This is a genomic window from Vibrio sp. 10N.222.55.C7, from assembly GCF_041473335.1.
Classification (GTDB): Bacteria; Pseudomonadota; Gammaproteobacteria; order Enterobacterales; family Vibrionaceae; genus Vibrio; species Vibrio crassostreae_C.
Genome location: NZ_JBFRSC010000015.1, coordinates 113,758 through 137,819, shown reverse-complemented (window position 1 = coordinate 137,819; position 24,062 = coordinate 113,758). Strand labels below are relative to the sequence as shown.

The window sequence follows — 24,062 nt, the reverse complement described above, 5'->3', positions numbered from 1 at the left end:
AATAACATCAAGTATAGCGACGTTATTTCTGTTTTATTGTTGAAGCGTAATTACTTGTTATTAAATCAAGCTCTTACAGCTCTGCTTCAACTTTCTTAGCCACTTCTTCAGAAACCCATGGGTGCCATACTTCTGGGAATTCACTTAAGAAATGCAGACTCGCTTCTTCGCCATCAGCTTGGTTGTCTTCCATCCAAGCAAGTAGCGAGTTCATTTTGTCGTTTGTGAAACCACGTTTAGTAAAGTAGTCGTACGCTTCAGGAGCACGTGACGCAAAACTTTCAGTGGTAATCGTGTGGACAGGTGAAGGCGGGTACATGGTTGCTCTTGGCGATTCACAATCTTCTTTGGTGGTACAGTTAAGGAACTCTTCCTCATTAACGCCACTGCCAAAGTCGACTTTAACCATGTCGTATTTACCTAGAACAGCGGTCGGTGCCCAGTAGTAACCAAACCAAGCTTCTTCACGTTCATAAGCTTTTGCGATAGAGCCAGATAAGCCGGCACTCGAGCCTGGATCAACAATCGTGAAACCGCTGTTTTCTAGCTCAAGAGCATTAAACAGGTTTCCGGCACTGATCTGACAGTTCCAGCCTGCAGGGCAGCTGTAGAATGCAGATGTATCTGGGTCTTCAGGGTGTTTAAATAAGCTTGCGTTTTTGCGTACGCCTTCGATGGTTGCCATTTCAGGGTACTGTTTTACTAGGTACGCTGGAACCCAAAAGCCTTCTTCGCCGCCGTTCACAAGTGCTTTACCTGCGTAGCGAAGACGTTTTTCTTCAACACCTTTATCTAATGCGTCTTTTAAGCTGTTGCTCCAAAGTTCAGGTGCAACATCAGGCTGGCCTTTTTCGATCATAGACGTGCCTGTTGGCATAGTGTCGCCAGGGATAAGTTCAGCATCACACCCATAACCATGTTCAAGGATGAATTGGTCGATATTGGCGATCAGTGTTGCAGAGTTCCAGTTCATATCTGCGATTGTTACGCTGCCACATTCTCCAGCGTTAGCATTACCGCTGGCTGCTGCTACTAACAAAAATACGGAGCTTAACTTGTATTTCATATTGAGTTTCCTTTCTCTTTAATAATACAACTAAGGTAACCAAGGTAAATTGATTATCTAAATTGCTCGATGGTGATCCTTTCCGTGTATTTGAACCATTTGAGCAGAAGGAGGGATGGGTGAAGTTTGAATAGATAAACGTGCAAAGTCAGTGAAGTGTGATTTGCCAATTCATCCACTGTGTTTCAACAGCCATCGGATAACTTTGTCAAACTATTACAAATTCGTCAAAAACCACCTCTATTTATAATCTTAGGGAATAATCGTACGAATTCCATCTTTGATTCGATTTACATGGCACTTTAACCGTCTGTGTCACATTACCGCTAAAGTTAGGCGTGGGGCTGTTGATTTTTGAAGGGATTTAAAGGGGGTAAGACCATGATTGATGTGTGTGAAATGCGTTGAATGGTTTTTAAAATCTTATTTTTAATAATAACTTCGCCAAAAATACCCAATTTGGTTTTGAGTTATTCAGAGCTTTTGGAGCTTGAAGTCTAATAGGATAGGTAGCTGTCATGGTTTAATGACAGCCAGAAAGTAGCAAAAGAAAGTTACATCGGAAGGTTCAAAAACTCATTTTGATACAGCTTGTTTGCCAAGCTATCGCGAAGCTTAGCGGGGATGAATTTCATTCGATTGATTTGTCTGACCAACTCTTGTGCAAAGCTAGGCTTTTGTTTCATGTTCATCACGCAGCCCATTAGGTTGATACTTTGTGCATCAAGCAGCTTTTTCGCTTGTTCTAGGTGGTGACTCGACGTTTCACCATAGGCGACAACCATTAGTGTGCTGTCACAAGCACTCGCCACAGACTGCGCCGGAATGTTGCCTTTGTTTATGTTGAGAAGCGGTGAGGTATCAATGATGACTCTGTCGTATTTTTCTAACCATTTGTTGACCACTTTTTGTAACGTTGTCGGATCTTTATAAGCCAATTGCGTTGAAGCAACTTGTGGAGCAGGGACACCGATAAACGTACGCTGAGATTCAACATGTTCAATCAATTGACCTTGCTGATTATCTTCTAGCATATTCAAATCTTTGAAAGCAGGGTTGAATAAGTTGAGATCAACATAAAGCGTTGAATGACCCGCAAGAAGAAAACGCTCGGCTAATGCAGTTGCAATAGATGTTACACCGTCACCTGAATGGCAAGCGGTGACGCATATTGATTTTTGGCCGTTAAGTTCAGAAGCTAAATACAGTTGCTCGACTTCGGCATGGGTCGCTGAAATAGTCATTATAAAGCTCCTATTAATACGATGGTGGTGGTGATACGCAGTATGTCATCAAGTCCGACGCGTGCTTTTTCAATAAAGCTTTCGCGACGGTCTGGGATGTAAATCGTGTCACCAGCGCGTAGCACCGGCAAGTTGTAAATGTTCGCCGTTTTGCTGAATTCAACAAGGTCAAAAGTACGAGCCTGACCTTGGCAGCAAGACATATTGACGATGGTAATTTTTTCTACATAAGCATTGTCGGTAGGTCCTGCTGCTTCTGCCAGAATATCTAGAATGGTCATGTTGTCGTTGAACACATAACGCCCCGGATTGTTAATCGCACCAAGCACACGAACGGTTTCTTCTTTCGGTGTATCTAACCAGTTTTTGCCTTTCTCTGGGATGTAAATCGTGTCGCCAGTGGTTACGTTTGGCAGTAACGATTCGTCACCGGTTTCGAAGTACAGTGATAAGTTAAGTTTGCTTACTTGTGAATAGGTTTTGTCACGATGCGTTACTCGAACGTTGTGGATGTCGGCATCCTTTGTTGGACCGTCAGCCGCAGACAAGATATCAAGGAAGTGCATGTCTTTGGTGAAGCGGTAACGACCGGGTGCATTCACTTGTCCAAAGATGTAGATCGAAGCATCAGAGCTTTGACGAACCCATTGTGATTTATTGTCTGAAGGATCTTGTGGCAAGTCGTGAACACGCACGATAGAGCCCGCTCGAATTTGTGGCATTTGGTCACGTGGCGCACCATTTCGAATAAAATCATCAAGGTTAAACACAACTAGCTTTCTACCAGTAACAACTTCGATTTTCGATGTGTCAGCGCGTAGCGTAGGGCCACCGACGTGTGCCAATAATCCCATGAAATTCATTTCATCTGACCATTCAATACGACCAGGTCGATTCACCTCACCAATCACGTTAACTGCTCTGTCTGGCGTGATTTTCAACCAAGACTTCTCGTTCATGTCGGTTTTCTCGGGAACGAAAATCGCATCACCAGCTTTGATGCTAGGAGGGTTAGAGTTAGGTAAGCCTTCAGTGTAAGCCGCTAAATCGAATTTAAGCACTCTGCCATCTGCTTTGATAACACGGATTTGTCGTGACTCTGCAAATCGAGTTGGGCCGCCCGCATTCGCCAAGATATCCATAAAGGTCGCGTCTCTTTTGCCTTCAAAAGCACCAGGGGCTGCGACTTCGCCCATTACGTAAACCATGTTGGCGCCGGATTTGATCTCTTCTTCTTGCTTGGGAACGAAAATGGTCGCACCCGGGCGTAAAATTGGAAGCAGACTTTCGTCACCAGAATCTAAGTAACGTTTTAGGTTGAATAGCGTTGGGGTGTTGTTCGAAATCACTCGGATTTGCTCAACACTGGCATAACGAGTTACGCCGCCCGAACGCATAAGTACGTCGACAAGGTCGGTGTTCTCTTTGTAAGTGAACGAACCCGGCGCGTTCACCTCACCAAACACTTTGATGGAGTTACGAGAATCAGCACTGTCACCTGAGTTAGCAAGCTTTGCTGCGTCAAACTCTTGCTCGATGTTACCGACTAATGGAGAAGCTGGAACGAATAGTGAATCCAGTGATTGAAGAGTAGGTAATGCTGACTCGTCTCCTGAATCAAGGAATCGTTTGTAGTTAAACTCTTTCTTATCTGCGCCTCGCTTAAGAATCAGCTTATCCAGTTGCGCGCCCGGGCGTAAACCACCCGCAGCGTAAAGTGCCATTTGGATGCTAGAACCTAATGAGAGCGTGTATTCGCCAGGCTGTTCTACATAACCTTGCACGTAGATGATGATTTGCTGCTCTTTTATATACACTGAAGCGTTCGAAAGATCTTTGTAAGCAGTTGCCAGCGACTCTAGAACGACTTTGTTAAGCTGTTCGCTGTCGTAACCCGCAACAAACACAGCGCCTACTTCTGGAAGAGTAATACGGCCACGCTTATCCACTTGGAACCCCGTGTTTAAGGTACTTTCACCGGGTACGTTAACTTGGATTAGATCACCGACTTGAACCGCGTCTGAAAACTCATCGTTAGCATTGACGACATTCGCAAAGCATAACGATAGGGTGATGATAAAAGCGATCAAGGATTTCATAATCCACCTCCCATTTTCTCGGCATTCTTAGGCGAGACAATTTCAATACTTACTCGGCGGTTCGTTAAACGCGTGCCGTCGGATTCACCTTCAAAAAGAGGGACGGTTTCGCCAACAGAGACGGCTTTGATTCGTTGAGCGCCTAGTCCAAAAATAGTCAGGTAGCGTTCGACTTGTTTCGCTCGTCCAAGTGCTAACTTGTCGTTGTATTCTTCGGCACCCGTTGCATCAGCATGGCCGGTAACAACAAGGTCTAGGGATTTGTGTTCTTTAAGTAAAGTGGTCGCCTCGGCCAGTCTTCCCATATATTTAGGATTTACTTCAGTCGAGTTTTCCGCAAATTGGTTGTCAACATTAAGCAGGTCATACAACTGTTCAATAACCGACAGTTGCATTCTAAATTGATTTTCATTTTTTGGTGGCTCACAGCGGGCTTGTGAAGTTACGTAATCCAGTTGGACCTCAAGTTCATTTAGGCGTTTTCTTTGGATCACTAAATCGTTGGCTGCATCCAGTAGTAGACCGCCTTGAAGTTCACGAGCAATACGATTTTGCTTTTCGATTGCTTGAACAACAGCAGCGGGGAAGCACCAACGAGCGCCTTCTTGGATCAAGGCATCAAGGTGCAATTTAGCAAGCTGCCAATCAAAGCGTAATCCATGTTCTGGACCAAGAGGCTCGTCTGGCATGACAGGAGAGAAGTCTGAGTTTTGATAGTTAATAGAATCGTAACTTTCAGCCAAACCCCCTGTGCCTTGTTCAGGATAGCTAGTACAGCCACCCAGAACGAGAGCGGACAGAGAAAGGGCTATGTAGTTTTTCAGTATTTTCATGCCAACGTCCTATGTTTCTAATTTTTCTTATTATTTTTTGTTACTTCTAGCTTAGTGGGTCTTCATGAATTTGCAGGATTTTTTGAATTTACTGGGATAGCGTGGCCAATACGCAGCAAGTTCATAATTTCAAGAGGTTGACCCGTCACATTTTCAAGTCGCATGTTGCGCTCGCGTTCAGTCAGACGTTTGAACATATAAACAATCGCGCCAACACCAGATGAATCTAAAAACTCAACCTGACTAAAATCAACTTCGATTTCAGGGTGACCATCGTTAGAAATCACATCATCGATGTCGGTTTGTGCATCACGACTGCCTGCTGCATCCAGATCACCGAAAATAGAAAGTGTCAGTGTCGTTGTGTTTAAATCAATCTTACGTAGTTCCATAGCGATATCTCCTTTTCAGTATGTATGGACAATTGCACTGAATGTGCCAACTTTTATGTTGTTATTTTTCAATGGCTTATATTTATCGTGAATTCCCATCTCAAATTGAGAAAAGGCATTTCTCAATTTGAGAACTAAAAACGGCGGATCATATGAGAGCCATAAGTCATTAATTTAATGAATAGGTGCAAGGGTTAGATAAGGTTGATGAGTGGATCGCATCTTCTAGCAAAGATTGTCTAACTGCGTGTTAGAGCACTTACGATTAAAAGCATTTGTTGACCACTACAGTTATTAATACGGAGAAGATGATGAGATTAACCAAACTGGCTTTAGCCACTCTATGGGTGTGTTCGCTTTCATCTCATTCATCCTATTTACCTCCGGACTATTTGGTGCTTGCAAACTCCTACCAGCAAGGCATTGATGTTTCTGAATACTGGAAGAGTGAAAAGCTTGATGGGATTCGGGCTCTTTGGGACGGACAACATCTTTATACACGCAATGGTAATCGCATTTACTCACCGAAGTGGTTTACTGAAAACTTGCCTAAGGTCCATCTCGAAGGAGAGTTGTGGGCAGGAAGGGGCAAGTTCCACCTTGTTCAATCTACCGTTCTCGATCATACGCCGAGTGACACAGCATGGCGCCAAATCGATTTCATGCTGTTTGATATGCCAGGCGCTGCGGGAGATTATCAAAAGCGCTATTACAACATTTTGCATTGGGTAAGCGTGATTGGAGAATCTCATGTCAGCTACATAGAACATGTACCAATTCACAGTGAAGAGGCTTTGTTTCATCAACTTGATAATGTCGATGAGCGTAATGGCGAAGGTTTGATGCTTAGAAAAATCACCAGTCGTTATCAAGCAGGCCGAAGTAATGATTTGTTAAAACTGAAAAGGCATCATGATGCCGAAGCCACAGTTATTGGCTACAAGGGTGGGACAGGGAAGTATAAAGGGATGATGGGTTCAATCTTGGTTCACACAGAAGAGGGTGTGGAATTTTATATAGGCAGCGGGTTCAGTGACCAAATGAGACTCGCACCGCCAGAGATCGGCAGCCGTATTACCTTTCGTTACAATGGTTTTACTCAAAACGGAAAACCCAAGTTTGCGCGCTTTGTTCGAGAGAAGAGTGAATATTAAGGCAGATACGATCTACCTGACCATTAAACGAAAAAGAGCCCTGAAAATCAGAGCTCTTTTTTTTATTCGAAATCAGATAGACCGACTTAGCGAGTACGAATCTAGCGAGAACTAAATTCTAACTGTACGTCATCATCCTGCTTGTGCATCCAGTGTAAGCGCATACCTAGCATAATCGCTGCTGACGTTAGACCGATAATGAAACCAATCCAGAAACCGTGTGCGCCCATAGGTTCAACAATCCAATCTTTCATTCCTAAGATGTAGCCGATAGGAAGACCAAGCAACCAGTAAGCTACGAAGGTAATGTTGAAGATTGAACGCATGTCTTTGTAGCCACGCAGAGCACCTGCAGCGATAACTTGGATGGCGTCGGTGCATTGGTAAACCGCCGCGAACAACAGCAACTGCATTGCAACGGTAATTACTGCAGTGTTCCCTGTGTAAAGTAATGCAACCTGTTCTCTAAACAGAACCGTCAACGCCGCTGTCATTAAGGCTGTCACTAAACCAACAATGATACCCACGTGTGTCGCGATCTTAGCGCCTTCGGTGTTGTTTTCGCCCAACTTATGCCCAACACGAATACTCACGGCTGCACCGATACTCATTGGAATCATGAAGACCAGCGAAGAGAAGTTGATCGCGACTTGGTGCGCAGCAACAATCAATGAACCTAATGGTGCAACCAACAGAGAAACCACCGCGAACAGGGTTACCTCGAAGAAGATAGCGGCCGCCACTGGGAAACCAAGTCTAAACAGACGAATTTGAGCTTTAAGTTGCGGCTTATGGAACGTACCGAAAATATTGATTTTCGCCAAACGCTTTGATGTTAAAACGTAAGCGAACAGCAGTGCAAACATCACCCAATATACGATAGCCGTTGCAACGCCACAGCCAACACCGCCCAGAGCAGGAGCACCAAGTTTTCCGTATACGAACATCCAGTTAAGCGGGATGTTTAATAGTAAGCCAATAAAACCAATCACCATCGCAGGCTTAGTTAAAGACATACCATCGGTAAAGCTTCGCAATGTTTGGAACAATAAAAATGCAGGTACAGCAAACATCACCGCATTCATATAGCCGATGGTCTTTTCTGCCATGAGTTGTTCAATGTCCATCCACTCCAATATCAATTGCGTCTGGAACAGGACGCCAATGATTGGAAGGGAAATGACGAGTGCTAAAAACGCACCTTGTTGAATCTCAAATGGAATTTTCACTTGTCGACCAGAACCATTCAGTTGTGCAACGACAGGAACCAACGCCATCAATAGACCGACACCAAATAAGATTGATGGTAGCCAGATACTTGCTGCAATCGAAACAGCCGCCATATCGATAGCACTTACGCCACCGGCCATCACGGTATCAACAAAACCCATTCCAGTTTGTGCAACAGATGCGATCAATACTGGGGTCGCAAGTTTGATTAGATTCGAGGATTCTTCTTTGTAACGGTGCACAAACAACTCCAAATAAGAGGGAAAATTAGAATAATAGTGTAGGAAAGGACATTCTGAAGGAATCAGAGACAATGATCTTAAGCTTCCACTGGACGAATCATAAAGAAATGTCACAATAACTGCTATGAAAAACTGTTATTAGGGCGTGTTGATCTTTCGAGCTGATTTTTGCAGCGAGTTGCTGGGCCTTTTTACAAGGCAGAGGCTTTGATGTGTAGCTAGCCTACATGAGAAGCCGATAACGTAGTAAAAATGACCAGCAAACGCTGCCCGAAGGGTTCGAGCTGGGCGCCCCCGCAAAAAGCGTTTTACTCTTTGTTGAGGGAGATTTGCTTAGGATGCTAGGCTACTTCCCCCTCGCCGCGATTAAAACGTTTTTGACTAGGCGTCCCCATCCGAACAAAATTTAACCGCGAAAGGTCAACACGCCCTAGAATGCTAAATAGGAATCTTATGTTTACAGGTATCGTTCAAGGTATGGCAACACTGGTTGCTATCAACAAAAAAGAGTCGTTTCAAACTCATACCATTGAGCTAAGCGATGAAATGGTTAAAGGATTAGCCATTGGTGCTTCAGTAGCTCATAACGGTTGTTGCTTAACGGTAACGGAAATTTCAGGTAACCAGATTGCTTTTGATTTAATGCAAGCGACATTGCGATTGACGAACTTAGGCCAACTGAATGTTGGTGACAAAGTGAATGTTGAGCGTGCAGCAAAGTTTGGTGACGAAATTGGCGGGCATAGCATGTCTGGCCACATTACTCTGATGGCTAACCTAGTCGATGTGATTAAAACAGAAAACAACCGTACACTTTGGTTCGAACTACCAGAAGAATCGATGAAGTACGTATTGAGTAAGGGTTACATTGGTGTTGATGGTTGTTCATTGACGATTGGTGAAGTGGAAGAGAACCGTTTCTCTGTTCACCTGATCCCAGAAACTCTGAATCGTACTCTGTTTGGCGGCCGTGAAGTAGGCGACCAAGTAAACATTGAGTTTGATCCTCAAACACAAGCGATTGTTGATACTGTTGAACGCGTACTAGCAAACCAAAAATAGTAGTAGCGGTTTATCAACAGCATTTGCCTAAAAAACGCTGACTAAGTAAGAGTCGCAGACATTAAAAAAGAGCAAATTGAGTGCTCTTTTTCTATTTGTGTGTCTCTGCGTTTTTCTAGGCTAGCCTCAAAATCGAGGTGTAGAGCCAACTCGACAAGAGAGTAGGTGTTAGAAGACTTGTTCGTCGTCTGCATCAATCGAGAGATTAATCCTGTCTCTTACCTCATCTACCTGCATGTCGAGGTGAATGGCATTGCAACATGCTGGGCAATCGTCATAAAAATCTTGGCTCCCATTAGAAGCATCAAGCGTTATGCTGATGGCATGCCCACAGTGGGGGCAGGAGACATGTTTCTCTGTGTATTTATGCATCGCGAATTCTCCTCACTGTAACTTGTTCCAATCGTAGTCGCTTTATAGAGCGACTTAGCTCGCTGTGATTGGTATTAAACGGCCTGTATCTTCTGAATGCATGCTTCAGTGTGTGCTAAATATTCGCCGCCAAATTGATTGCAGTGGTTAAGAAGATGGTACAAGTTGTAAATGTCTTTCCGATCAGTATAGCCAACGTCGAGTGGATTGACGCTCTGGTAACCTTCATAAAACTCTTTAGGGAAACCTTCAAACAATTCCGTTAATGCCAAATCGCATTCATGGTCCCCCCAGTAACAAGCCGGGTCGTAACAGATTGGCCCAAAGGCTGAATTTGCTACATTGCCATTCCAAAGATCCCCATGAAGCAAAGAAGGGCGAGGGTTGTGGCCAGCAAGACGCATATTCACCACATCAACGATGTCATCGATATCACCAAACTCGATGCCTTTCTCTTTGAGCAGTTGCAGTTGGAAACCAATGCGTTGCTCAGAGAAAAAGCGACCCCATTTCTTATGCCAAGGGTTGGGTTGAAGTGTGCTGCCGATATAGTTGTCTTGGTCGCAACCAAACTCTTTTTGCTCGCCCCATTGATGAAGCCGCGCAAGCTGAACGCCGAAATCGAAGCTATTGTTGCCCGTCTCGAGCGGTTTGGTCGGCAAGTAATTCAGAATAATGAACGAGCACTCTTTGGTTTTGCCAATAAGCACCAACTCAGGAACGTAAACAGTGGAGGTTTCTCTTAACAAGCGTAAGTTCTCAGCTTCAATTTCAAACTTAGGTAAAAATTCTCGCTGATTCACTTTCACAAAGTAACGCTCATTACCATCGCTGATCATATAGCAATCGTTAATGTCGCCACCAGAAACCTTGGTACGTTCAGTAATCTGAAAGTTAAATAGAAGAGTATCTGAAAGTTGTTGAGAAATGGCCTGCCACATAGGAAATCCTCAAAGACTGAAAGTTAAAAAGATTGAAGGTTAGAAATACTGTTTGTTTAATAGCAATAGTTTAGGATAAATCTGAACAATTTATAGACGCACTCGTCAATGTTCTTAGCTCTTCTTCATCTTACGTAGAATCAATTGGCCGAATTGTGAACTCGAACTGATTCAAGCTCTTTGAAATACAAACATAAATTGAAAACCTGACGTGATGAAATAGTTTGGAACTGGTCTCACAATCGAAACGGTTTTGAACGCCACAAACTGGAAAAGAGGTTTGAGCTTGTTATTGTCTAGCGACTAAATCAAATGAGCTTTTAGAGTAAGTTGAAAGGGCTATTGTTAACTGGCGCAATACTTTGCTTCAAAGTTAGTCTTACACTTCTTTAGCGTGAATTTACTTATGTCGTAAGTAGGCAGGTATACCACATAAAGCTATATCGATTTAATTTTAAGCTGAAATACTAACTAGGATCATTTAAATGTGGTTTTGGGCAATAAAGTGATGACAAATAGCTTCATTTACATAGTATTAGGCAAGTACGTATTAATCTGCTCTAGAGCTTAAAACGGAGAATTATTGTGGTTGTAGAAACCGATGGCTATTTGGCTTTAATCGAGCACCTATCATTCAACCTTGATGTGTTTACCAATAGTAATGGTGATACTGGAAACGAAAGTGTCGAAGACATTGTTACCGACATGATTTCAACAAACATCATGGCTATTTTCGAGCAAAACCCAGAGTTGCATTCGAGCGTTCGTTTTCAACTTTTGAAAGAAGCAGATGCCGTAGTAGCGGATCTTGGTGAAGTATTAGCGGGTGTGTGGGCTAAGAAAGCGACTAACGAACAAATTGTATTCCTCGATGAGTACATCGCGTTAGTGAAGAACCTGTTTGATACTGCTGTTGCTAAATACGATTAACGGTTTGTTTGCTCATTTATCGTCGTAATTGTTCAGCATAAATAACAACGGGCGTTTAAGTCGTATCTTTCTAGAGTTACCTCGCTCAGCGGTTTATCTTTCGAACCGCTATAAACGCCTAAAGTGCCAAAACTTGGATGCCCAGTAAGGGTTATCTAACCTAGAAATAATGACACCTTTCGATGTCGAGGCATGTAGAAATTGGTTGTTTCCTAAGTAAACGCCTACATGTCGCACCGTCATCGAAGTCTTGAAAAACACCAAGTCACCGCTTGTTGCTTCCCCATACGCAATTTCTTTTCCCTTTTTACTCTGGTCTTTTGTGGTTCTTGGTAGAGCTTGTTGAGTCGCATTTTGCACGGCGATTTGAACAAAAGCAGAGCAATCTATACCTCGAAATGATGTCCCACCGAAATGGTATGGCACACCTTTCCACTGTTCATACACGCTCATATAAGCGTTTGCAGTCAATTGTTCTGATTTTGATAGGGGTTTCTGTGCGGTTTGACTAAGCTGAGAAGGCGATGGTGACGAGCTACAAGCAGCCAATGTTGCTAAAGTTATTGTAACTACAGCCATTTTTCTGATTTTCATATGTAACTCTTCTGACAAAAAACTGAAATAAAAACGTCATCAAGGACTTCTAGTATACGACCTAACTTAAGGATATCTCTTTTCGTAGTCAAACTGGATTTCACATGCCCGACACAAATTTATCAATAAAACCCTCACGTTATACATTCTCGCTCATTCAAACCGTCACTGCTGTATTTATTTCCATTCTTTTACTTGTTAGTTTTTTATCAATGGTTAGCATTCGGGGCGTTGAACGGGTCGGGAGACATTTTGATGCACTCTCGGAACAAGCATTACCCCTTGCTCTACATAATGCCGAATTAACGCAAAGCGTATTAGAACAAGTAAAACTTCTCACTTACAGCACCCAATCAACCGACTTAGATACACTGAATGCCACAAGGGGCTCAATTGACCAACTCGCGACAGAGAGCAATACCACGCTAGAGGAACTCCTTTTTATCTCCCAGTCTTTTCCTGATGCAATCTCTTTAGAGCAACAACAAAACCTTGTCGATGACATGGCGCAACTGCAAACCATGACCAACACGGTACTGCTGGCACAGATCGAAATTCAAAGTAAGCAAAATCTGATCGACAGTAAAATGGGCGAGTTCCGTTATGGCGTTGGGTCTATCGGACCAGAAATGAATAGAATCAGCTCATTCTTGGTTGAAGACAACCCAGAAGCGAGCGATGCAGCGAACCGATTTACATCCAGCGCGTCTGCTATGGCGAACACCTTCTTGATGCTGATGATGCAATCTGACATTGATAAAGCACAAGACGAATACCGTCAATTGAGAAACCGAATCGCAGGTCTGAACTTGGCTTACAGCGATTTTGCCGATTGGCACCCAGACATCGCTGAGTTCGCGAGCTTGACGGCGCCTTACGAGATGGTGAAAGAAGGCTTTACCGAAGAAGGCGTAATCAAACAAATCCTCTTGAAACTCGAACTGGTTCAGCAGCAAGAGCAAAACTTAACGCAAGTCATTAACTTAGCGAACACCGTCATTAGCACATTGAATCAGCTGTCTTCCACCGCTTCCCACCTGATTGATGAAAGTGAACTGGTTGTAAATCAAACCATTACCAATATTGATCGTGTGTTGTTTATCAGCGGGCTAGTGATTGCCGTAATCATTGTGATTTCATGGTTCGTGTTACGCCGTTGGATGAATAAAGGGCTTAAAAACATAACTCAACAGTTGAGTTCACTGGCAGATCATGACTTCTCTAAACAGAGTGAATTACTGGGGCCGCTAGAGCTGCAAGTTATTACTTCAAAACTCAATACGGTCGTTGATTCAACCGCAGATTCGGTTCGTTTAGTAACGCGCAACTGTGAGACGCTTTATCAAACGGCAGAAGTAAGCCACGACGCTGCAGAGCAAACCAATTCGAGCTTGAACGAGCAGAACGAATCACTTCAGAATATGATCACCACCATTACGGAGCTGGAAGCATCGATTGGTGAGATTGCTCGTATCTCTAACGCATCGAACGACGATGCTCAAATAGCAGAAGATGAGTCAGTGAATGGCAGCCAAGTGGTTGGCCTTAACCAACAACGATTACAAGCGCTTGAGCACTCTCTTAGCATGAGTGAAGAGTCGATGGCTGACTTGGATGGTCGAGTGAAACAGATTCGTGAAATGGTCGACATGATCAGTGGTATCGCTGAAAACACCAACTTATTGGCACTGAACGCTGCGATAGAAGCGGCGCGAGCAGGTGAACAAGGTCGAGGTTTTGCGGTAGTTGCAGACGAAGTGCGTAAATTGGCGAGCGGCACATCCCAGCAAACCACCAATATTCGTAGCATGATGAACGAACTAGTAGCGGCAGCCGATCGCTCACGTGCTTCTGTAACGGAATCGAGAAGTGAGATGGCCAATGCACTGGAAACCAGTGGCGATGTAAGACAAGCCTTCGAGAAAATCGAATTTGCGGTTAGCCAGATCAAAGGGCGTGTTGAGCAAATCATGGTGGCTACCGAAGAACAAGCTCGTGCAACTGTCGATGTTACCCATTCAATCACTCGAGTATCTGAGCAGGGCGAGAATACTAAGCTGCAACTTGAATCTATGATCGAGAGTTCAGAGCAAGTCGGAGAGATAGCAGGGCACCAACAAGCCATGCTTCATAAGTACGTATTGAAGTAAGTGTGTAAACGTCGTCCGGAAGTGGGAATTGCCGCTGAAAGGTGAGAAGCTACGCATATAAAAATGGTGCAATCTCTTATGAGTTTGCGCCATTTTTTATTATTTTCTTGAGGCGTTAGGTCTTGTCTTTGGAATGAGGGAAGGAAGCGAATGGTTGGCGTAACATTAAATCTAGCCGTTGCTCTTTACCATCTTGAATCTCGGGAACACCAATATGCACCTTGTCATGACCAAGCTTGGGTTGGGCGCGGTAAGTCTTAAACCAGATGTCCCACACTGATAAAAAGAAGCCAAAGTTTGAGTGCGTTTCCTTAACAATGACCGAGTGATGAACGCGGTGCATGTCTGGTGTCACAATCACTTTTCTCAATCGTTTATCGAACCATAGCGGAAGACGTGCATTGCTATGGTTAAACATCGCGCTCGCATTAAGAACAATTTCAAAGATCACGACAGCAATGACAGGCACACCAAGTGCGATCACCAAACTCACCTTGATGAGCATTGAAAGAATCATCTCAATAGGGTGAAAGCGCGTTCCGGTTGTGACATCGATATCTAGATCCGCATGGTGGACTCGATGTAGCTTCCACAACCAAGGAACACGGTGAAACACCAAGTGCTGTAGGTAAATGGCACAATCCAAGAGCAATACACAGATCAGAATGGTCAATTCTTTCGGAAGTGACAGGGTATTGAACAGACCCCATTGGTTTTCTTGTGCGATAACCGCCGCTTGAAATGCTGCGATAGGAATTATAGTGGCCAATAGAAAGCTGTTCAAAGCGACTAACGCAAAGTTGTTTCCCCAGCGAAACCATTTGCTTTGAGTCAGTGCTTTACGTGGAAAACGGTATTCCCAAAGCGCACACAGTCCGAAAACGACAATAAAACAAACAAGGCGAAGCAGTGATGGGTCTTGCATGGGAATTCCTTCTATCATTCTAGGGACACTGTAAGTACAATCGTGCCACTTTTCTAGATTTATCGTTATTGTCCATGAGAATCCACGCTTTTCACCGTTTATATCAACACCGTTTGTCTCTTTCTACCAAGCCGTTTAACGCGCGCGGGTGTAAAGTAGTTCGATGTCAGTTCTGTAAAATCAAACAAGACAGCTGTATCTGTGAACATCAACCAGACGTAAATACGAACGTCGCGACCATGTTGATCTTATCGGACAACGAAATACTCAAACCAAGTAATACCGGCCGTTTAATCCTTGATACCGTTAAAGACAGCTATGCCTACCTTTGGCACCGCACTGAACCGAATCAAGAGATGCTTGATGTGCTGAAAGACGATAAATATCAGCCAGTCGTGGTCTTTCCTGAAGATTATACCGATGACAAATCGCGTGTGGTTGCAGATCTTGCTGAAATGCGAGATTCGAACAAGACGTTGCTGCTGATCTTTATTGATGGTAGTTGGCGTGAAGCACGACGTATTTTCCGTCGTTCAGAGTATCTGCAAGACTTACCGGTGTTGTCGATCGAACCAGAATCGGTTTCGCAATACATGATGCGTAAGTCAGACAACGAACAACATCTCTCGACTGCAGAAGTAGCGAGCTTGGTTTTGAAACAGGCTGGTGAAGAGCAGGGCGCAAAGACTTTACAGCTGTGGTTTGAGACATTTCGTGAAAGCTACATGCTAAGTAAGACGCGTTATAAGTCCGATCCAACCAAACCAAGCCTGAACGCTTTCATAGAGCACACTAAAAATGAGACGTCACTCTAACCTTTAACCGCTTTGTGCTGACTTGTTGTTCAAACAGATTCGAACACGAGATAAGTTTGTTATCCATCACGGTTTGTAGGGGGGGTGTTATGGATAATGCGTCCTAGATGTTTAATTTGAAAAATTTATTTGCCCGAATTTAGGGAAAAATTGGAGAGATTTCATGTATTACGGCTTCGATGTTGGCGGCACAAAAATTGAATTTGGTGCGTTCAATGAAAAACTTGAGCGAGTAGCAACAGAACGCGTACCAACGCCTACTGAAGATTATCAACTGCTACTTGATACGATTGCCGGTTTGGTGAAGAAGTACGACAGTGAATTTTCTTGCGAAGGTAAAATTGGTCTTGGTCTTCCTGGTATGGAAGATGCTGACGACGGCACAATGCTGGTTGTTAACGTGCCAGCTTCAACGGGGAAACCACTACGTAAAGACCTAGAAGCACTTATTGGTCGTAGTGTGAAAATTGAAAATGATGCGAATTGCTTTGCGCTTTCAGAAGCGTGGGATGACGAGCTTAAAGACGAACCATCAGTAGCAGGCCTAATTCTAGGTACTGGTTTTGGTGGCGGGTTAGTTTACGAAGGCAAAGTGTTCTCTGGTCGTAACCACGTTGCTGGTGAACTGGGCCATATGCGTCTTCCTATTGATGCTTGGTTCCACCTTGGCGACAACGCACCGTTACTCGGTTGTGGTTGTGGCAAGAAAGGTTGTCTAGACAGCTACCTATCAGGTCGTGGCTTTGAATTGATTTACGAGCACTACTTCGGCGAGAAGAAGAAAGCAATCGAGATCATTCAAGCGTACAACGAAGGTGAAGCAAAAGCGGCTGAGCACGTTGATCGTTTCATGGAGCTATTGGCTATCTGTTTCGCGAACCTGTTTACCGGTCTTGATCCACACGTAGTTGCATTGGGTGGCGGTCTTTCAAACTTCGAACTTATCTACGAAGAGATGCCAAAGCGTATCCCTAAATACCTACTGTCTGTAGCGAAATGTCCAAAGATCATCAAAGCGAAGCACGGTGATTCAGGCGGCGTTCGTGGCGCTGCATTCCTTAACATTAAGTAATCGTGACTTAAGTTAAGCTAGCTAAGGTTAGATAGTTAAAAGCACAAATAAAAATGCCGCAACCTCGAAAGAGATTGCGGCATTTTTTATAGTTCAGTGTTTTCGTTTCTTTAGCTCTAAGAGCTTAGATCTTAATTACAAACGAAAAGCTAGAAACGACATATCAAGCAAAAGAGCCAGAGGGCTTACTTCTTCTTTTTACCAACACCAAGGTTGTCTTTTTGCTTCAACGTAAGCTTAGTAAAGCCAAGCTTGCGGAAGTAGTTGTCTTGGTAGTTGCGAACCGCTTTAGTATCAGAAATCAACTCAAGCTGTTGCTCAGTTTTTAGATACTCAGAGATATCGATGCCTTCAGCTGCAGCAACAGCTTCTTGGATCGTGCGGTGTTCTTGTTTTGAAAACAGTAACTCTTTGTCTTCGTCTTTGTAAGTGTACAGAATGGTACGAGCCATGGTGCTCTCCAATAGAATTATTACTTTGCGCGCACTCTACATAAAAAGCGTACGTGGCTCAAGGTTATGATAAAAAATCTTGAAATATTAGCGATATCAATAAAGCGAGCAGTAAGTCGCAAAAATATTTTATGGTACACTAATCACAATTTATATGTTTGATCGGCTTAAATCTAATTTATGATCAACACGCTTTACCCTCAGATTATGGGAATCATCACTCGAATTCAAAACTATCCTGGAATCAAAGGATTAGAAGAAGTTGATGCGCGAGTAAGAAAGATATGCCGTGACCATAATCAACCGTTCCCAGAGTCTATTGCGCTTTTTCTGAAGGCGTACAAAAGTGATCGCCAAGACAATCTACTTGATGCTGTCGAACATTATAAAACCTGCTTAAATGCAACCCAACCAGAAGAAGTTCAACTCACTGTTTTCGTCAACGGTCTATTGGCGTCGGTTTATAACGATTGTGGTGAATACCAATCGGCTTATGCGTGTTATGCAAAGACGTTAGAGAACTTACATCTTGTTGATGACAATATTCGAGCGCTCATCTATTGCAACCTGAGTGACATGCATTTGAGCTTAGGAAAGTTCGAAGAAGCAAAACAGTATGCACGTAAAGCGGTAACGTCATCTCAGAATGCTAACCGCCAGCTAGATTGTGCAGTGAGCCATCTTAACCTCGCTTATGGTTGTGCGTATACCGGAGAATTTGACCAAGCGATTCGAGCAATCGCTGAAGCGAAGAAGATAGCCGAGTCACTCTCAAGTAATAGAACGTTCGCACTGTGTCACGGATACCTAGCTCAAACTATGGTTCAGCAAGGTAGGGTTCAACAGGGCTGTTTTGCTCCAAGTGACGTGCTTGATGTGTTTTATCAAGCGGAACAATATTTCCTGAAAATCAACGACGACCATAATCGAATGGAAAACTTGGTGTGTTGGTTTCAATATTTGGTGGAAATAGGGGAGCTTGAACAAGCCCAAGAAAGATGTCTTTTCCTTGAGCAGAACTTTGAGCTCAAAAACAGTTACCACTTCTATAGTATTTACGCGAAGACCAAGGCGAAAATCTTTCACCTTCAACAAGATTGTAATGGCCTTGCATCACTGCAAACGGAACATATCGAGCTTTCGGAAAAATACCTCAAGGCTTACGAACGCAAACAAAGCAACCGTATTCTACAAAGCGTGGACACTCTAAGAGACAAACAACAGCACGAAGTGTTTACCCAAATGCAAAAGTACATGGGCGCGATTACCGATATCGGTCAGTTCATTGCTACCGCTCCTGATCTGTATAGCGTGCTTCCTGAAATCCTCAGTAAGATAAACACGATTCTGCCGACGTTCGAATTTGGTATTGCGCTGTATGACGACGAGTCCGACATACTCGACTACCAATACTTTGTCGATACTCAAGGCTTGGTACAAAACCTCAAAGTCACTTGCCAAGATAACCAAACCGTCGGTACTTATGTAATTCGTAAACGAGCAACAGTGCATTTGAACAGCGTCACCGATGATGCGCTAGAGCCTTATGTTGACAAGGCCTCACGTAAAGATGACGACTTAGTGGTGGTTAAAGACAAACCAGACACCAACTCCATCATTCTGACGCCGATCATTCTCAACGAAAGAGTGATAGGGCTGTTGTCCATACAGCATCATTTACCCAACCAATACCAACAACACCATTGTCAGTTAATCGAGCATTTGGCGAGTTTCATTGCTGTCTCGCTTGAGAATCAAAAGCAAAGACAGCGCTTAGAGAGTGCCAATCAAACGCTTGAGGTATTGAGCACGACAGACCCATTAACGGGTTTATCGAATCGCTATCAACTCGACAAAATTACACCTGTGTTGATTCGTAATGCTTATACGCAAAAACGGTCACTTGCAGTATTGATGATTGATATTGATGAGTACAAAGCCTACAACGATTTTCATGGTCACTTACAAGGTGATGAAGCGCTTCGTATTCTTAGTCGTTTGCTGAGAAGTACATTCTCGGCCAAGAACGATTACTTGTTCCGATATGGCGGGGACGAGTTTATGGCAATCTGCTTTGGTCAAAGTAGCGAAGATATCGAAAAGAAAGTCGTTACTCTTAGAAATGCATTGTATGAGTTGGCGTTAGTCAGTCCTAAAGCGATCAGAGCCAAGCAACTTACCTTATCAATCGGCGGGGTAAACGTTGAGCTTGTTAGCGACAACGTGGATAGCAACTTCAAGATGATTTGTGACATCGCAGACAAGCAACTGTATCGAGTGAAAGAAGGTGGTCGTAACAATTATAATCTTATCGACTGCTATCTGAATAACTGCGACTTATCCAATTGTCCGTTAGATAAGCCCACGGTCGTTTAAACTAATCGGCATATCACTCTAGCTTTCTCTGTACGAACAAAAAAGAAGCCCGCTTATATCGAATATAAGCGGGCTTCTTTTGTATATTGAGAAGCTATGGTAAATCGAGGTCGTGCTAAATCAAACACGACCTTGCAGAGGAATGATCGTCACTGTCTCGCCAACTTTCACAGTATCAACTGCTGGAGAGATTTCGATTAAGCAGTTCGCTTCACTCATTGAACGCAGAATACCTGAACCTTGCTTGCCCGTTGTTTTCACTTCAAGCACGCCAGATTCATTCATCGAGAACACACCACGGCTAAATTCAGTACGGCCTTGGCGTGAGCGCAGTTGTTCAGTTGCTACAGCATTTGCTTTTACTGGTGTCCAGTTCGTTTGACCTTGAAGCTTGCGGATCGCAGGCTCAACAAAGTTAATGAACGACACCATCACAGCAACAGGGTTACCCGGTAAACCAAAGAACGGCTTGTTCTCAATCTTACCGTAAGCCAATGGGCGACCTGGACGCATGTTGATACGCCAGAAGTTGATTTCACCCAGTTTATCTAACGCAAGCTTGATGTAATCCGCATCACCAACAGACACACCACCAGAAGTCAAAACCATATCGGTTTCAAGCGACGCAGAATGCAGCACATCCATCATCTTCTGCTCATCATCTTCAATGATGCCGTAATCGACGATGTCACAGCCGAGCTTTTGAAGCATGCCGATAATAGTAAAACGATTTGAGTCATAGATAGAGTTTGGTTTTTGCTCGTGACCCGGCGCTTGAACTTCATCACCCGTAGAGAACACACCCACTTTCACTTTACGCAGAACAGGGCAGGTACCAAAACCTAACGACGCCATCATGCCCATTTCTGGCGCTTCAATGCGTGTGCCACGTGTAAAGACAGGTTGGCCGATTTCTAAATCTTCACCTGCCATACGGACATTTTGTCCAACCGAGATTTTAGCATCAGGGAAGCTAACTTTATCGCCATCTTGGACGGCTTGTTCACGCATCACGACAACATCAACGCCTTCTGGCATTGGTGCGCCGGTCATGATTTTAACGGCTTCACCTTGTTGCACGATTTGCTCGTAGCTGTGACCCGCCATGACTTCAGCAACGATGTTGTAACTGTCCAATTCTAGATCTTCACTACGAATTGCATAACCGTCCATTGCAGAGTTGGTATTCTGAGGAACGTTGATTGGCGAAATCACATCTTCAGCCAGCACGCGGCCGTAGCCTTGCAGTAATTCAACACTCTCTGTGAGATCGAGTGCGTCAATGCTATCAACAATCTTTTGTTGGCCTTGAGTAACGGTTAAACCTGCAGGAGAGAACGAATCACAACAAACAGCTGGCGCTGCGTCTTTTGAAGGTGAGCATGACACGGCTCTGCCTGTTGTAGAGACAAGGTCAAAGGACTGCGCGTAATCGATGATGAAATCACGAATCGCTTCTAAGTCGCTGATCGCCATTTGTGGCAGCTCTGATTCAACTTGGCTGTCTGCCGCGATAGCAATAATGTTGTTATCGTTTGGATATAACCAAGGTTTGCCCACTTCATCTCGGTGCAGTTCAATTTTAGGGAAGGCGATGTTCTTACAGCCTTCAACCAAAATCAGATCAAGCGTGTTGGTATCAAATCGAGTCAGCAGGTAATAAAAATCTGCTTCGGCTTCTGGTGTTTCTGTCATCATCACGTGACGATTACGAGAAGCAATCAACATTTGGTTCGCGCCCGCTTTGCGTAAGCGGTAACTGTCTTTACCCGGCTTATCGACATCAAAATCGTGGTGAGCATGTTTTAACACGCCAACTTTTAAACCCGCATCAGTCAAAAGAGGAAGCAGGGCTTCAAGTACGGTCGTTTTGCCTGTACCGCTATAAGCAGCAAAGCCCAATAAAGGAAGGTTAGGGCGTTGTTTAGAATCTTTCATTATTGAAGCGTTCCGAATTGGGTGAGTTCTTCTGGCGTGTTGAGATTAACAAAGCAGTTAGGAGAATCGCTGAAATCAACGTATTCGGTAACACACTCTTTGTATAGCAAGATGATTTTACGATCACCACGTTCCAAAAACGCTTCTAACTTTGGTAGAACACGCTTGTGGAATAGGGTGAATACAGGTTGCTTAAATTCGCCATCATGCGCGACAAGAATGTCGCTGTCTTCTTTAACTGCAGAACAAAAACGCTCAACAAGGTCGTCACTGATTTGTGGGCTGTCGCACGGGACAAAGCCAACCCAGTCGGTGTTCGCGTTTTTAAGGCCAGCATGAATGCCACCCAACGGACCCGGGTAGTCAGGGAAAGAATCGGAAACAACCGGAGCAAATGCTTTATAACTGTCTAAGTTACGATTGGCATTGATAGTGATGCTGACATCTTGTTGTGACAGCTTGTTTATAACGTATTGAATAAGCGGAGAACCGTTGAGCTCAACGAGTCCTTTATCTTTTCCGCCCATACGGCTGGCCTGTCCGCCAGCCAAAATAACCCAACTAGTTTGCGTTGGAAGCAACATAAATATTCTCTTGTGCTTTATCTTTCTGAATAACTTGCAGAAGCGGGGATTCGGTCAAAGTATTGTCTTTGATCCACCACTGCTTCTTACATAAATCGGTTAACGCGTTAGTTTGGTGACTGGTGATGACTAAACTCGCGCCTCTCTGAAGAAGATCTTCGGCCATAATCACCAATCTTTCAATAGATTCTTTGTCTAAAGAAGCACTTGGTTCATCCATAAGCAAGATTGACGGCTTAAGAATCCAGGCTCGTGCCATTGCAACGCGTTGACGCTCACCCCCAGACAACACAGAAATGTGTTCATCTGCCAAGGTTTCTAAACCTACCATTCTCAGCGCATTAATTATTTGAGCTCGCTTATCTTTTTGGCTCTCTTTGTTAAAGCGAATGCCATAAGCGACATTTTGGTACACCGAACCATCAAAAAGATAGGGGGTTTGATGCAGGTAGATAATGTCTTTGAACTTGAGCCTAGGGAATAAGATCTGCTGCCAGCTTTGTGTTGGAGACTGAATGCGGCCAGAGCTTGGCTGAATCAATCCAGACAATATTTTAAGTAGGGTCGTTTTACCCACACCATTATCTCCTTTGAGATAAATGGCATCGTTGGGGCCGATCGACAATTCGGGAATATGGAACAAAACACGCTCTTTGTAGCGCATTGAAATTTGCTGCGTTGTTATTTTTATACTCATGACAGCGTTCCTAAGTTCTTAAATAGCCTTTTCCTCTCACACTGGAAAGGAAAAAGTTGAGGGCCAATGCCAATGCTAATAACACCATACCGAGGGCAACACCTTGAGCGAATGCGCCTTTGTGGCTTTCCATAGCGATAGCTGTTGGGATGTTTCTTGTCATCCCCATAATGTTGCCACCGACCATCATTGAACAACCGACTTCAGTAACGATACGAGAGAAGGCTGCAATGGTTGCGGCCAATAGAGGAAAACGTGTTTCCCAAATCAAGGTACACGCCACACGTGTCGTTGATACACCAAGCGTACGCGCTGTTTCTACTGCTCGGCGATCACTGGCCTGCAGAGCACCGTGCATCATCGCGACTAGGATAGGGAAACAGATCAGCATCTGACCTAAAATCATCGCCTTCTGGGTAAACAGCAATTGCCAATCACCTAGCGGGCCAGAGCGAGAAAGCATCATGTACATCAACAAACCAATAACCACAGTAGGGATCGCTTGCAGGGTATTGATCACCGAAAGCAGAGCCCACTTTCCGGGGAACTCGGTATAAGCCAATAAGAAAGCCATAAGGATTGCAGGAACAATCACTAATGAGATGGCGGACAAAGACACACTGAAGGATACCGCGACGATCTGCCACAATTCGTGGTCAAAACTCACCAGTAGATTCATTGCATCAATCGTTGTTTGCCATAGGGTCATGAAGTATCTCGTGTGAATCGATAATAGGTTTTTATCGGTAATGACTGATGTTAATCATAGCTGACACAATATATTTGAGCCTGTATTGGCCAGCTATTGTTTTTAAGCGTGCTCATTAACTGAATTTAGTTAAGTGTAGTGTTTGTTGGTTTTGACGACATCTTCAACGCTACGCTTTACTTACT

Annotated in this window: 22 protein-coding genes; 7 read left to right on the top strand and 15 right to left on the bottom strand. The window is 43.9% G+C overall.

All coding sequences use genetic code 11. The annotated features are described in order from the left end of the window. Positions 1-73: 73 nt before the first annotated feature. The 5 genes from AB4482_RS05230 to AB4482_RS05210 form a co-directional block, all read right to left on the bottom strand. The gene (locus tag AB4482_RS05230) at positions 74-1,066 is read right to left on the bottom strand and encodes an ABC transporter substrate-binding protein (RefSeq protein ID WP_372180619.1); all 993 of its coding nucleotides are present in this window, start codon (positions 1,064-1,066) and stop codon (positions 74-76) included. Positions 1,067-1,620: 554 nt separating this feature from the next. Further along, on the bottom strand, positions 1,621-2,310 hold the full coding sequence (locus AB4482_RS05225) for a tyrosine-protein kinase family protein (RefSeq protein ID WP_050052521.1): 690 nt from the start codon (positions 2,308-2,310) through the stop codon (positions 1,621-1,623). Further along, entirely contained in the window at positions 2,310-4,409 is a 2,100-nt protein-coding gene (locus tag AB4482_RS05220; protein WP_372180617.1) for an SLBB domain-containing protein, read from the bottom strand. The genes AB4482_RS05225 and AB4482_RS05220 overlap by 1 nt, the downstream gene beginning before the upstream one ends. Beyond that, on the bottom strand, positions 4,406-5,242 hold the full coding sequence (locus AB4482_RS05215) for an OmpA family protein (RefSeq protein ID WP_017067078.1): 837 nt from the start codon (positions 5,240-5,242) through the stop codon (positions 4,406-4,408). The genes AB4482_RS05220 and AB4482_RS05215 overlap by 4 nt, the downstream gene beginning before the upstream one ends. Positions 5,243-5,304: 62 nt before the next feature. Next, positions 5,305-5,634: an STAS domain-containing protein gene (locus tag AB4482_RS05210; protein ID WP_050621341.1), complete on the bottom strand. Its 330-nt coding sequence runs from the start codon at positions 5,632-5,634 to the stop codon at positions 5,305-5,307. A gap of 311 nt (positions 5,635-5,945) precedes the next feature. On the opposite strand from AB4482_RS05210, the gene AB4482_RS05205 reads away from it, so the two are divergent. Next, positions 5,946-6,788: a DNA ligase gene (locus AB4482_RS05205; RefSeq protein ID WP_136978467.1), complete on the top strand. Its 843-nt coding sequence runs from the start codon at positions 5,946-5,948 to the stop codon at positions 6,786-6,788. A 101-nt stretch (positions 6,789-6,889) separates the two neighbouring features. Here AB4482_RS05205 and AB4482_RS05200 read toward each other — a convergent pair whose 3' ends face one another. Continuing rightward, positions 6,890-8,260: an MATE family efflux transporter gene (locus AB4482_RS05200; protein ID WP_372180616.1), complete on the bottom strand. Its 1,371-nt coding sequence runs from the start codon at positions 8,258-8,260 to the stop codon at positions 6,890-6,892. A gap of 453 nt (positions 8,261-8,713) precedes the next feature. Here AB4482_RS05200 and AB4482_RS05195 point away from each other — a divergent pair, with 453 nt between their 5' ends. Further along, positions 8,714-9,322: a riboflavin synthase subunit alpha gene (locus AB4482_RS05195; protein ID WP_372180615.1), complete on the top strand. Its 609-nt coding sequence runs from the start codon at positions 8,714-8,716 to the stop codon at positions 9,320-9,322. Between the two features lie 168 nt (positions 9,323-9,490). On the opposite strand, the gene AB4482_RS05190 is transcribed toward AB4482_RS05195, so the two are convergent. Together AB4482_RS05190 and AB4482_RS05185 are read right to left on the bottom strand one after the other, a co-directional pair. Beyond that, complete coding sequence (locus tag AB4482_RS05190) at positions 9,491-9,694, bottom strand: CPXCG motif-containing cysteine-rich protein (RefSeq protein WP_004733789.1); 204 nt, start codon at positions 9,692-9,694, stop codon at positions 9,491-9,493. A gap of 74 nt (positions 9,695-9,768) precedes the next feature. Then, positions 9,769-10,635, bottom strand: a complete 867-nt coding sequence (locus AB4482_RS05185; RefSeq protein ID WP_017059601.1) for a fructosamine kinase family protein — start codon at positions 10,633-10,635, stop codon at positions 9,769-9,771. Positions 10,636-11,220: 585 nt separating this feature from the next. Between AB4482_RS05185 and AB4482_RS05180 the strand changes: the two genes are divergently transcribed. Continuing rightward, complete coding sequence (locus tag AB4482_RS05180; RefSeq protein WP_010440912.1) at positions 11,221-11,565, top strand: DUF3802 family protein; 345 nt, start codon at positions 11,221-11,223, stop codon at positions 11,563-11,565. A gap of 108 nt (positions 11,566-11,673) precedes the next feature. Here the strand turns inward: AB4482_RS05180 and AB4482_RS05175 are convergent, their stop codons facing one another. After that, the gene (locus AB4482_RS05175) at positions 11,674-12,159 is read right to left on the bottom strand and encodes a C40 family peptidase (protein ID WP_017070847.1); all 486 of its coding nucleotides are present in this window, start codon (positions 12,157-12,159) and stop codon (positions 11,674-11,676) included. A 104-nt stretch (positions 12,160-12,263) separates the two neighbouring features. Between AB4482_RS05175 and AB4482_RS05170 the strand changes: the two genes are divergently transcribed. Then, positions 12,264-14,309, top strand: coding sequence for a methyl-accepting chemotaxis protein (locus AB4482_RS05170; protein WP_029235372.1), 2,046 nt, complete (start codon positions 12,264-12,266; stop codon positions 14,307-14,309). 115 nt (positions 14,310-14,424) lie between these two features. On the opposite strand, the gene AB4482_RS05165 is transcribed toward AB4482_RS05170, so the two are convergent. After that, a complete protein-coding gene (locus AB4482_RS05165; protein ID WP_017070845.1) occupies positions 14,425-15,234 on the bottom strand; it encodes a sterol desaturase family protein in 810 nt (269 codons plus the stop codon). 68 nt (positions 15,235-15,302) lie between these two features. Here AB4482_RS05165 and AB4482_RS05160 point away from each other — a divergent pair, with 68 nt between their 5' ends. Together AB4482_RS05160 and nagK are read left to right on the top strand one after the other, a co-directional pair. Further along, positions 15,303-16,049 (top strand): tRNA-uridine aminocarboxypropyltransferase, encoded by a 747-nt coding sequence (locus AB4482_RS05160; protein WP_080582212.1) that lies wholly within the window; start codon positions 15,303-15,305, stop codon positions 16,047-16,049. A gap of 163 nt (positions 16,050-16,212) precedes the next feature. Beyond that, entirely contained in the window at positions 16,213-17,121 is a 909-nt protein-coding gene (gene nagK, locus AB4482_RS05155; RefSeq protein ID WP_017068179.1) for an N-acetylglucosamine kinase, read from the top strand. A gap of 185 nt (positions 17,122-17,306) precedes the next feature. On the opposite strand, the gene AB4482_RS05150 is transcribed toward nagK, so the two are convergent. After that, positions 17,307-17,573, bottom strand: coding sequence for a DUF2960 family protein (locus tag AB4482_RS05150; RefSeq protein ID WP_017063882.1), 267 nt, complete (start codon positions 17,571-17,573; stop codon positions 17,307-17,309). Between the two features lie 180 nt (positions 17,574-17,753). Between AB4482_RS05150 and AB4482_RS05145 the strand changes: the two genes are divergently transcribed. Further along, the gene (locus AB4482_RS05145; protein ID WP_372106282.1) at positions 17,754-19,949 is read left to right on the top strand and encodes a diguanylate cyclase; all 2,196 of its coding nucleotides are present in this window, start codon (positions 17,754-17,756) and stop codon (positions 19,947-19,949) included. Between the two features lie 120 nt (positions 19,950-20,069). Here AB4482_RS05145 and AB4482_RS05140 read toward each other — a convergent pair whose 3' ends face one another. Genes AB4482_RS05140 through AB4482_RS05125 form a run of 4 tightly spaced genes read right to left on the bottom strand, consistent with a single transcriptional unit; the run spans position 20,070 to position 23,877 of the window. After that, on the bottom strand, positions 20,070-21,887 hold the full coding sequence (locus AB4482_RS05140) for a bifunctional molybdopterin-guanine dinucleotide biosynthesis adaptor protein MobB/molybdopterin molybdotransferase MoeA (RefSeq protein ID WP_017071478.1): 1,818 nt from the start codon (positions 21,885-21,887) through the stop codon (positions 20,070-20,072). Further along, positions 21,887-22,471: a molybdenum cofactor guanylyltransferase MobA gene (mobA, locus tag AB4482_RS05135; protein WP_050634342.1), complete on the bottom strand. Its 585-nt coding sequence runs from the start codon at positions 22,469-22,471 to the stop codon at positions 21,887-21,889. The genes AB4482_RS05140 and mobA overlap by 1 nt, the downstream gene beginning before the upstream one ends. Continuing rightward, the gene (locus AB4482_RS05130; protein WP_017059609.1) at positions 22,449-23,168 is read right to left on the bottom strand and encodes an energy-coupling factor ABC transporter ATP-binding protein; all 720 of its coding nucleotides are present in this window, start codon (positions 23,166-23,168) and stop codon (positions 22,449-22,451) included. The genes mobA and AB4482_RS05130 overlap by 23 nt, the downstream gene beginning before the upstream one ends. A 10-nt stretch (positions 23,169-23,178) precedes the next feature. Next, positions 23,179-23,877 (bottom strand): ABC transporter permease, encoded by a 699-nt coding sequence (locus AB4482_RS05125; protein WP_009846742.1) that lies wholly within the window; start codon positions 23,875-23,877, stop codon positions 23,179-23,181. Positions 23,878-24,062 lie beyond the last annotated feature (185 nt).